A 10746-nucleotide genomic window follows, 5' to 3' on the forward strand; every position below is an offset into this window, starting at 1 on the left:
TTCTATATTCTTAATATTACCATCAAAGAAAAACTCATATTTATAGAAAAACTACCCAATACGAAAATATAAATCAATCATAATGGACGTACTTTTGATGCGTCCATTTCATTTTGACGAATGTATAAACCTTCCGCCTTCTTACTTATAAAGCAAATTACTTTAAGTTCAGTTGAGAGTTACATGCATTACCAGAAGCCTACAGAGCCTACTGAAATGTCATAACTTTTCTTGGTCTTACAATCTCAATACATGCTCTTTTGGCTTCTAAAAGATGCCTAACTGACCTGCAAGAGGTGCCCTCTTGAGGTCTAACTAACGCCCTTTTGAAGTCCAATTAAGCACCTTTTACTTTACAACTTTACAACTAATTGATTCTCTGTTGATTGCAAACTTGATTTTTACACGTCTTTTTACCTTTGTTTTTAGATATTTTATTCGAATTTGTGTCATGATTTTTCAATACCTCATCTACAAAAATTAAAGCACAAGTCAGGCACCAGTCTAACCCAAATCAATAAATGAATAAAATAAGAAAGGAGAGTCAACCTCACGGCTGGCTCTCCCATCATCAAAATTTATAGGTATGAAAATTATAATTTACTGATGATTCCTTCTTCTGTACCTCGCACGAATTCGAGGATGCTACGGATAGCAGGTGAGTCTGGTACCTGCTGTTCAATCTGGATACAAGCATCAAAAACTGATGTCTGACCATGGAACAACAAACGATAAGCATTCGCAATATGCTTAATTACCTTATCATCAAGCCCGGCAGTCTTACTTACAGTTGTATTTACACCATTAAAACCAATAGGTGAGCCACCAGCTATAATATAAGGAGGGACGTCCTTAGAGAAGGTTGTACCAGCTTGTACCACAGCATATTCACCAACACGAGTATTGGCTTTCTCAATAACATTAGATGAGATAAGAGCACCGGTACCAATGTTACAATCACCAGCCACCTTTGCGCCATAACCAAAGACACAACGGTCACCAACAACAGTGTCATGACTGATATGTGCACCTTCCATCAAGAAGTTGTTTGAACCAAGAACTGTCTTACAACCACGATGTGTAGCACGATTGATGACAACGTTCTCTCGAATAATATTATTATCACCTATAATCAGTTCGCTCTTCTCGCCCACGAACTCAAAGTCCTGTGGCAAGGCAGCAAGTACTGAACCTTGGTGAATCTTATTTCCGTTACCCATACGAGTACCATTCAAGATACTCACAAAGGGAAAGATAATACAGTTATCACCAATGACAACATCATCCTCTATATATACGAATGGGAATATCTTACAGCCGTCTCCAATCTTTGCCTTTGGAGAGATATCAGCTTTTGGACTAATTTCGCTACTCATAATCTTAAATATTTAATTTTTCAGTATCTACCAACAATCACCTTCAAGGACAGCCTTATCAGTTATGTCGGTAATCATAATTATGACATACTAATGAGAATTTTGCTCAGAATGATTCTGAATTGTAAATTAGAAGTAATCATAATTATACATTATGAATTGTGAATTATAAATTAACATTAGTAATCATAATTATGAATTATGAATTGTGAATTATGAATTACTTCGCACCTCCACCTAAGGCCTTGTACAGATTAACAATCGACTGAAGCTTTGTGAACTGCTCCTGTACCTGTGAGATTTCAGCATTAAGCAGACTCTGCTGTGCGGTAATAACCTCAAGATAAGTGCTTGAACTCTGAGTATAAAGCATCTGTGTATGCTCAACATTCGTCTTCAAGACATCAATCTGCTGCTTACGCAACTGCTCCTTTTCATTAGCAGCATTGTAGGCTACAAGTGCATTACTCACCTCTGAGCCAGCCTTAAGAATACTATTCTGCCAGGTGTTGTATGCCTGCTTGTACTTATCTTCGGCAACACGCAAACCTGCAGTCAGCTGACCACGCATAAAGATAGGCTGTGTAAGACTACCCACAACACTCAAAAGGAGTTTACCTGGATTCACCATACCACCACCATTCGTCCATGCTCCAGTAGGAGAAATGGTCAATGATGGATAGAAACGGCTGCGAGCAGTTTGAACATTATAGAAGCACTGTGCCAAAGCCATTTCGTTTGCATGAACATCCGCACGATTGCTCAACAACTGTACACCAATACCACCTGCGAAGTTAGCTGGCAGACTCTGATTATCAAGACTACCACGTGCTATGGTCTGAGCAGGCTCACCAAGGAGTAAGCTAAGCGTATTCTCTGTCTCACGAATCTGACGACGGATATCTGCAGCCTGTGTCTGAACACTATAGAAAGCAGCCTCAGCACTCTGTACACTCGTTGAACGAGCACGACCAAACTCCATCTGCAGTTTCATCACATCCCAAGTATTCTTGGTCAGACCTAACATATCATCGACAATCTGCTTTTGACGGTCGAGCATTAAAAGGGTATAATAAAGATTAGCGACACTACTAATAAGCGTAGTCTGCGCATAAACCTTATAGTCTTGTGCCTGAATCATCGTCATCTGAGCAGCCTTCTTTGAAGAACGCAACTTACCAAAGAGGTCTATTTCCCAACTTGCTGAGACAGGAAGTGAGTAAGACTGTGTAGATGATGTATGTGTACCGAAATGAGAAATAGTTCCTGTCGGTGCAAAGACGACTGATGGTAAAAAAGACAACTTAGCCGCTTTAACCTGCTGCTCAGCAATATCAACATTCAATGCAGCATTGAGCAAGTCAGGATTATTATTAAGTGCCTTCTCAATAAGAGTCTGCAGATGTGGGTCAGTAAAGACACTGCGCCATGGCAGATTACCAAAGTCGTTAGCACCCTCAAGCACAGCCTTATCATCAACAGGGTCGCGCACAATGCCGTTCGTCTTCACATCTGGACGTTCGTAATTGCCATAGAGACTCTTACAGCCTGTCAGTGACAGGGCTGCAAGAGCTATGATGATTATATTTAATTTCTTCATTGTTATTCCTTTATTAGTGTCTACTCTTCAATCTTATAATCCGTTGCAGGTCCCTTTGAGAACTGCTCGAGTTCCTTGATTACATCACGGCTTGCCTCATCCTCAAATACGAGAGGCTTAACACGCTCCTGTAAGTACTGGAAGAAGGCGAACAGAGCTGGTACAACGAATACCTGACAGAGCGTACCGATAAGCATACCACCGACAGCAGCAGCACCCAACGTCTGGTTACCATTACGACCTACACCACTTGCAAACATCAATGGTAACAAACCGATAATCATTGCAAGAGAGGTCATAAGGATAGGACGCAGACGAGCACCAGCACCTAAGATTGCTGCATACTTAATAGCCATACCTGTACGACGACGCTCAAGAGCGAACTCTACAATAAGAATAGCATTCTTTGCCAACAGACCAATCAACATAATCAGCGAAATCTGCATATAGATATCATTGTTATGTCCGAAGATTAACGTAAAGATAAATGCACCAGACAAACCGATAGGAATAGAAAGAATTACAGCCAAAGGAAGGATGTAGCTCTCATACTGAGCACTCAAAATCAAGTAAACGAATACGATACAAAGAACAAAAATCATTGCGGTAGAGTTAGATGCCTCCTTCTCTGAACGAGTCAGACCAGAGAACTCATAACCATAACCCTGTGGCAATACTTGTTTTGCAACCTCCTCTGCAGCCTGAATAGCCTGACCAGAAGAGTAACCATCAGCTGGTGTAGCATTGATTGCGATAGAGGTAAAGAGGTTGAAACGAGTGATATTTGATGGACCATAGACACGCTTCAAAGTACAGAACTCGCTTACAGGTGCCATTCCACCAGCCGTTCTTACATAGATATTCGTCAGTCCACTCTCACTCATACGACTCTCAACCGTACCTTGAATCATAACACGGAAGAGCTTACCATAAGCGTTGAAGTTTGAAGCATACATACCACCATAATATCCCTGCAATACTGAGAGAATTGCAGCTGGTGATGTACCTGCCTGTTTTGCCTTTGCCACATCAACATCAACCATATACTGTGGATAGTTAGGGTTGTAGGTGGTAAGTGCTCGGCTAAACTCTGGTCGCTTGTTCAATGCAGCCAAATAGTCCTGTGCTACCTTATAGAACTTATTAAGGTCGCCACCCGTCTTATCCTGCAACACGAAAGACACACCATTTGTGAGTCCATAACCAGGAATCATTGGTGATCCAAAAGCAATAATCTGTGCACCCTTGATACTTGCTGTCTGCTTGTAAATCATACCCAAAATCATATTAGATGATGTAGGGTCGATGAACAAACCGGCTATACCTGCGCCATCAAAGACAGACTTAATGCGATCTATCATTCCATACTTACGCTCGGCAAATGGTTTTAACTTGATAATAAAGGTTGACTGGTTAGAACCCTGTCCTGCCATGAAGTTGTAACCAACAATTTGCTCACGACGTTCGATATATGGGTTACTTGCCAACATCTTATCAACTTGATCAGTTACCTTTTGGGTCTCTACCTGTGATGTACCCGGTGGCAAACTAATCATTGCAAACAACGTACCTGTATCCTCATTTGGAACAAGACCAGTCTGCGTGAATTTCATTGTTACAACAAGTGCAACAATACCTAATATAACCGCAAGACTGGAAATCCAACGATGGTTGATGATCTTCTCAACAACCTTCTGATACTTTGTGTTTATCTTGTCATACTGCGTATTGAAAGCCATGTGGAAACGGTCAACACGTGACAACTTCTTATGCTCGTCCTTACTATGTGGCTTCAAGAAGATAGCACAAAGCGCAGGAGACAATGTCAAAGCGTTCAAAGCAGAGATAACGATAGACACAGCCATCGTCACACCGAACTCACGATAGAATGTACCAGAGGTTCCACCAATAAAGGATACAGGAACAAACACAGCTGACATCACCAAAGTAATAGAGATAATAGCACCAGAGATTTCGTTCATTGCATCAATAGCTGCTGTCATAGCGCTCTTATAACCTAAGTCGAGTTTTGCATGTACAGCCTCAACGACCACGATGGCATCATCGACTACAATCGCAATCGCCAACAACAACGCCGAAAGGGTTAGCAAGTTGATAGAGAAACCAAATACCCAAAGGAAGAAGAAGGTACCTATCAATGCCACTGGTACTGCTATCATTGGAATTAACGTTGAACGAATGTCCTGCAAGAAGATATACACAACGAAAAATACCAATAAAAGAGTTATAAACAATGTAAAGACAACCTCTTCGATTGAAGCAAAGAGGAACTCTGTTACATCCTGCTCAATTGTAACTTTCATGCCCGGCGGCATCTGCTTCTGAGCATCAGCCAAGGCAGTCTTCACATCATCTGCAATCTGTGTAGCATTTGAACCAGCGACCTGGTTTACCATACCAATAACAGCAGGACGGCTGTTGTTCTTCATCATAACTGAATACATCAGACCACCCAACTCAACCTTTGCTACATCACGCAAGTGAACAGTTTGACCATTGGTATTGCTTGAAATAATGATATTGCCATACTCCTCTGGAGTCTTTAGACGTCCCTTATAACGCATGGTATACTCAAACTTCTGATTGCTCTGCTCACCAAATGAACCCGGCGCAGCCTCAATATTCTGCTCTGCCAAAGCCATAGATACATCTGATGGGACAAGTTTATGCTGCTTCATCTTATCTGGATACAGCCAGATACGCATAGAGTAGGTCTTCATACCCGGTATGTGTACGTCACCGACACCATTGATACGCTTCAACATTGGCACGATATTGATATTGTTATAGTTCGTCAAGAACTCATCATCATATCGTCCGTCATCTGTTGTCAATGAATACATAACAACATTTGAGCTCTGACGCTTTGACACCGTCACACCCGCACGTGTTACCTCAGCAGGCAACAACGCCTGTGCTTGTGACACACGGTTCTGTACATTGACTGCTGCCATGTTAGGATCAGCACCCTGCTTGAAGTAAACAGTAATCATTGCCATACCAGCATTGGTTGCTGTTGACTCCATATAAGTCATGTTCTCAACACCATTGATACTCTCCTCCAATGGTGTAATAACTGAATTTAATACGGTCTGTGCATCAGCTCCTTGATAAAATGTCTGAATAGAAATCGTAGGAGGTGCAATATTCGGATATTGTTCAATAGGCAGTGATATCAATCCAATGATACCCAAGAGTACAAAGAAGATTGATATAACCGTTGACAATACCGGTCGTTTGATAAAATTCGTAAATGTCATAATACCTAATTCTTTATTTAGGGTTTATAAATGTCGAATGAGTTAAGCAATTCATCATCACCCATCATTCAACACCTATCACCCATCACTTACTTATCTTCTCCCTTCATAGCTTTGAGGAAGCCTGATGCTGAACCTTGGTTCTCGCCCAGTTTCTCTGATTTCTCAATGGCTTTATCATACTCTGCAGGTGTAAGTGCTGTTATCTTTGCGCCATCCTCAAGACTTGAAAGGCCCTTGCTCACAATACGGTCGCCCATTTTAAGACCACTTGTAACAATATAATTGATGCCATCATTCTGTGGGTCGACAGTTATCTCTGTATAATGTACCTTACTATCACCATCAACCTTATATACAAAGATCTTATCTTGAACCTGTACAGTAGCTTCCTGTGGTACCAACAAAGCACGGTTATTATTCTTTGCAATAACAATCTGACCGCTACCACCGCTCTTCAACAAGTGTTCTGGATTAGGAAAACGTGCAATAACACTTACTGTACCAGTTGTTGCATCTATAATACCACTGGTTTTAACAACTACACCTTCATGGTTATAAATTGTACCATCAGCTAACATCAAACTTACACTTGGGAAAGACTTGATAGCATTATTCAAACCATTATTAGTACGGCTGAGCTTTAAGACATCTGACTCTGTCATTGAGAAGTAGACTTCTATAGAAGAAGTGTTGCTCACTGTGGTAACAGGCTGTGCTGAAGATGCGCTAACCAAAGCACCCTCCTTATAAGGAAGACTACCAACATAACCCGATGCTGGACTCTTCACATAGCAGAAACCGAGGTTATCTTTAGCTGTTGCGAGCATTGCCTGAGCCTGACGAACAGCAGCATGTGCCTGAGTTACTGCTGCATTAGCAGATGCTACGCCACTCTGTGCTTGGCTAACAGCAGCCTGGGCAGTCTCATACGCATTCTTTGCTGATTCCAACTCGTACTCACCTATTACCTTATTATTATAAAGGTTCTTACTGTTACTATAAGTCAATCGTGAAGTTGCAGCCTGCGCATTGGCTGAATTCAGACTTGCATTAGCCTGAACAACACGAGCCTGAGCGCCTGCAACACCACTCTGTGCTGATACGACTTGTGCTTCAGCCTGACGAACAGCAGCCTGATAAGTAGAGTTATCTACCACGAAGAGCACCTGTCCTGCACGAACATACTCACCTTCATGTACATAAAGTTTTGTGATAAAACCACTAACTTTTGGACGTACCTCAACATCCTGCACACCCTTAATGGTTGCTGGGAATGTCGTCTTCAACTGTGCATTGGCTGCACCAATTGTAATTACTGGATACTCATCGCTTGTTGGAAGGCTTTGTTTTCCTCCACCACAACTGGTAAGTAACAAGACCATTGCTGCTATAGCAGACAATAAGATACTTTTTTTCTTCATACTTATTTAATATATATTCTTTGTTTATCTTAATTCAACAGGACAAACTAAAGTTTAACCTGCATACAGTAAGTTAATTTACTATGAAAGCAAAGCACACTGAAAACTATGTTATATCATTATAGTTTTCAGTGTGCAAATTTACATATTATTATTTAATCCAACTCTGTTTATGGCCTCTTTTTTAACAATAATTGGCTATATCAAACCGAGTTCCTCTGCCTTTTCTCTCAATAAAGCTAAAAGTGGTTCACGTTCATTAGGAACTCTATTGTCAAGGACGGCATCTTTCAGTGTTTGTTTTAATAAACCGACCTCCCTACTTGGTTTCAAATTAAACATCTCCATAATCTCGTTTCCATCAACACAAGGTTGTAAAAGACGCTTATAATCACGATCTTTTAAGTCCTTTAGTTTCTCACGAACAATACGGAAATTATCCAAGAAGCGTTGTTTTCGAACTGCATTCTTACTTGTTATATCAGCCTCACAGAGTGTCATCAAGTCATCTATGTCATCACCTGCATCATTCATCAAGCGACGTACAGCAGAATCAGTTACCTCCTCATCAGCAATAGCAATCGGACGCATGTGTAAATCAACTTGTTTCTGCACATACTTCATCTTGCTATCCATCGGGAGTTTAAGACGACGGAAGATAGTTGGGACCATCTTTGCACCCACAAAGTTGTGGTTATGAAAGGTCCATCCTACTGTTGCATCCCAACGTTTACACTTAGCCTTACCGACATCATGCAACAATGCCGACCACCGCAACCATAGATTATCCGTATGCTTGCAAATATTATCCAACACCTCTAAGGTGTGATAGAAGTTATTCTTATGTGCACGTCCATTTCTTGTGTCTACAACGTCAAGTGCTACAAGCTCTGGCAGTATAAGCTGTAAGAGTCCACAACGATACAACTCTATAAAGCCCTTGCTTGGTGTTGCCGTCATCATTATCTTATTTAACTCTTCCTCAATACGCTCTCCACTAATAATCTTGATTCGTTCTGCATTACGCTCCAAAGCTTCGAAGGTCTCGTCTTCTATGAAGAAGTTAAGCTGTGTAGCAAAACGTACACAACGCATCATACGCAATGGATCATCTGAGAAGGTTACATCTGGATCAAGTGGTGTACGGATAATACCATCCCAAAGGTCATCAATGCCTCCAAATGGGTCTACCAATTCTCCGAAACGCGCTTTATTCAAACACACCGCCATCGCATTAATCGTAAAGTCACGACGGTTCTGATCATCTTCTAATGTACCGTCTTCAACTATTGGTTTCCTACTGTCGTGGCTATAACTTTCCTTTCGTGCACCAACAAATTCCACCTCTATATTCTTATACTTTACCTGTGCAGTTCCAAAATTACGGAAAACAGACAAATGAGCCTTCTTTCCTAAGATGGCTTTCAATTCACTTGCAACCTGAATACCACTCCCAACAACAACGACATCAATGTCATTTGACGGACGTTCCAAAAACAAATCACGAACGTAACCACCTACGACATAGCATTCTAATCCAAGTTTATCAGCTGCTGTTGAAATATGAAGAAATATATCTTTGTCTATAAGCTGTGCCAATTCGGCATCTGAAAGATCTCGCATAAAATAATGTTATCTTTTATAATAAGAGTCATGCAAAGATACATATTTTCCTCAACTCTCACAAGTTCAAAACTAAATGGATGTGCATTTTGTGCACAACACTTTGTTCTATGACAATCGAATCAACATGATTTAAGTCAAGTATTTAGGTAAAAAAGATTATACAGCATATTCGAGTCATTCATATAATAAAAGCCATATTAGAGGACAATAAACCATCATTAAACTGTTAACAAAAGCAAACTACTACAACTCTATCACGATTTATATGTTAATTATGTTTTTGTTTTAAAAACTTTCCAAGCTGACTATCTGCTATTTACAGAAGAATTGCTAACTTTGCACTCCGTTAAAAAATAGATAAAGAGCTTGACAACAAGTTTTTAAGATCAGGTAAAAGAAGTATAACAACCGAATACACATTTGTGATGTCATAACCCTACGGTGTTATTTGACAGAAGTATTTAGAATGAGAACTAAGTACGACTATTTTAACAAAGTTCTTTAAGGATAACAAAGAATCCAAAGGGTTTACGACATCTATAAGCGTAATTAGGATAATAAAACAAGACAAAAATGAAGAAAGAATATCAAAGACCATCCACTCTTCTGGTGAAAATGGAGACTGAAGGTGATTTCTTAATGGATAGTGCACATGGTACTCAACACGAGGGCTTTACTAATAGTAACAACCCTACTCCTGTAGTTGATGATGGTACTGATGACGACTCACCATTCTAATCAAAAAAGATTAAACTTATCACAAAAACGAATAAAATCAAAAAGAACAATATGAAAAATTTTAAGACATACTTGCTGTGTTTAGGACTTGCTCTCACCACAGCATCATGCTCACAAGACGACTTTGATAGCACTGAGGCAACCAGCGAGAAACTGGTTGAGATGAGCTTTATTGCAGGATCTTCACAGCCTGTTACACGTACAGTACTTGGCACAGACGGCTCAACCGTAACTTGGCAAACAAACGACCAGATTGGTATTGGTTACTATAGTGCACCAGGTAATAAGAGTCTACCATTTAAGACATCATCAACAGGTAGTAACGTCATCTTTTGGGGACAAGCAGCTGATCAACAAAACCCCTACTTCATGATGTATCCTTATCAGGAAGATGCTAAAATTCTTCAAAAGAACAACGTAACAGCTGAATACCAATATACTTTCCCAAAGAATCAGCAGGCGGTAGCAGGAACATTTGATCCAAAGGCAAATGTATCTGTTGGTATCATTCCACAGCGTGGAAAACCATTCATTGCATACAATGTTGGTGGTTTGCTCCGTTTTACCATCAAAGGAACTTCAAACGTAAAGCAGGTAAAGTTACTTTCTATTGGGCAGGAGAACCTTGCTGGTAATTTAAAGTCAACCATCACTTTTGCTAATGATGGAAAGATTAGTGCGGCTAAAAACGAGTTCACTAC

At 40.3% G+C, this 10746-nt stretch carries 7 protein-coding genes; 2 read left to right on the top strand and 5 right to left on the bottom strand.

Annotated features, from left to right (window positions below; genetic code table 11):
* Positions 1–593 precede the first annotated feature (593 nt).
* The 5 genes from lpxA to HMPREF1505_RS03475 form a co-directional block, all read right to left on the bottom strand.
* Positions 594–1376, bottom strand: coding sequence for an acyl-ACP--UDP-N-acetylglucosamine O-acyltransferase (gene lpxA / locus HMPREF1505_RS03455; RefSeq protein ID WP_036922536.1), 783 nt, complete (start codon positions 1374–1376; stop codon positions 594–596).
* A gap of 220 nt (positions 1377–1596) precedes the next feature.
* Positions 1597–2976, bottom strand: coding sequence for an efflux transporter outer membrane subunit (locus tag HMPREF1505_RS03460; RefSeq protein ID WP_036922538.1), 1380 nt, complete (start codon positions 2974–2976; stop codon positions 1597–1599).
* Between the two features lie 20 nt (positions 2977–2996).
* Complete coding sequence (locus HMPREF1505_RS03465; RefSeq protein WP_036922541.1) at positions 2997–6257, bottom strand: efflux RND transporter permease subunit; 3261 nt, start codon at positions 6255–6257, stop codon at positions 2997–2999.
* A gap of 89 nt (positions 6258–6346) precedes the next feature.
* Entirely contained in the window at positions 6347–7681 is a 1335-nt protein-coding gene (locus tag HMPREF1505_RS03470) for an efflux RND transporter periplasmic adaptor subunit (protein WP_036922544.1), read from the bottom strand.
* A gap of 198 nt (positions 7682–7879) precedes the next feature.
* Positions 7880–9304, bottom strand: a complete 1425-nt coding sequence (locus tag HMPREF1505_RS03475; RefSeq protein ID WP_036922547.1) for a CCA tRNA nucleotidyltransferase — start codon at positions 9302–9304, stop codon at positions 7880–7882.
* 612 nt (positions 9305–9916) lie between these two features.
* Here HMPREF1505_RS03475 and HMPREF1505_RS03480 point away from each other — a divergent pair.
* Both HMPREF1505_RS03480 and HMPREF1505_RS03485 read left to right on the top strand, forming a co-directional pair.
* Positions 9917–10045: a single-stranded DNA-binding protein gene (locus HMPREF1505_RS03480; RefSeq protein ID WP_231480329.1), complete on the top strand. Its 129-nt coding sequence runs from the start codon at positions 9917–9919 to the stop codon at positions 10043–10045.
* Between the two features lie 51 nt (positions 10046–10096).
* A partial coding sequence (locus HMPREF1505_RS03485; protein WP_036922553.1) for a fimbrillin family protein occupies positions 10097–10746 on the top strand: 650 nt, incomplete at its 3' end.

This window comes from Prevotella sp. ICM33, assembly GCF_000517825.1.
Taxonomy (GTDB): domain Bacteria; phylum Bacteroidota; class Bacteroidia; order Bacteroidales; family Bacteroidaceae; genus Prevotella; species Prevotella melaninogenica.

What these genes read in the sequence shown, in the direction of transcription:
- HMPREF1505_RS03460 (WP_036922538.1), bottom strand. Translation starts at nt 2,976, where the DNA reads ATGAAGAAATTAAATATAATCATCATAGCTCTTGCAGCCCTGTCACTG.
- HMPREF1505_RS03465 (WP_036922541.1), bottom strand. Translation starts at nt 6,257, where the DNA reads ATGACATTTACGAATTTTATCAAACGACCGGTATTGTCAACGGTTATA.
- HMPREF1505_RS03470 (WP_036922544.1), bottom strand. Translation starts at nt 7,681, where the DNA reads ATGAAGAAAAAAAGTATCTTATTGTCTGCTATAGCAGCAATGGTCTTG.
- lpxA (WP_036922536.1), bottom strand. Translation starts at nt 1,376, where the DNA reads ATGAGTAGCGAAATTAGTCCAAAAGCTGATATCTCTCCAAAGGCAAAG.
- HMPREF1505_RS03475 (WP_036922547.1), bottom strand. Translation starts at nt 9,304, where the DNA reads ATGCGAGATCTTTCAGATGCCGAATTGGCACAGCTTATAGACAAAGAT.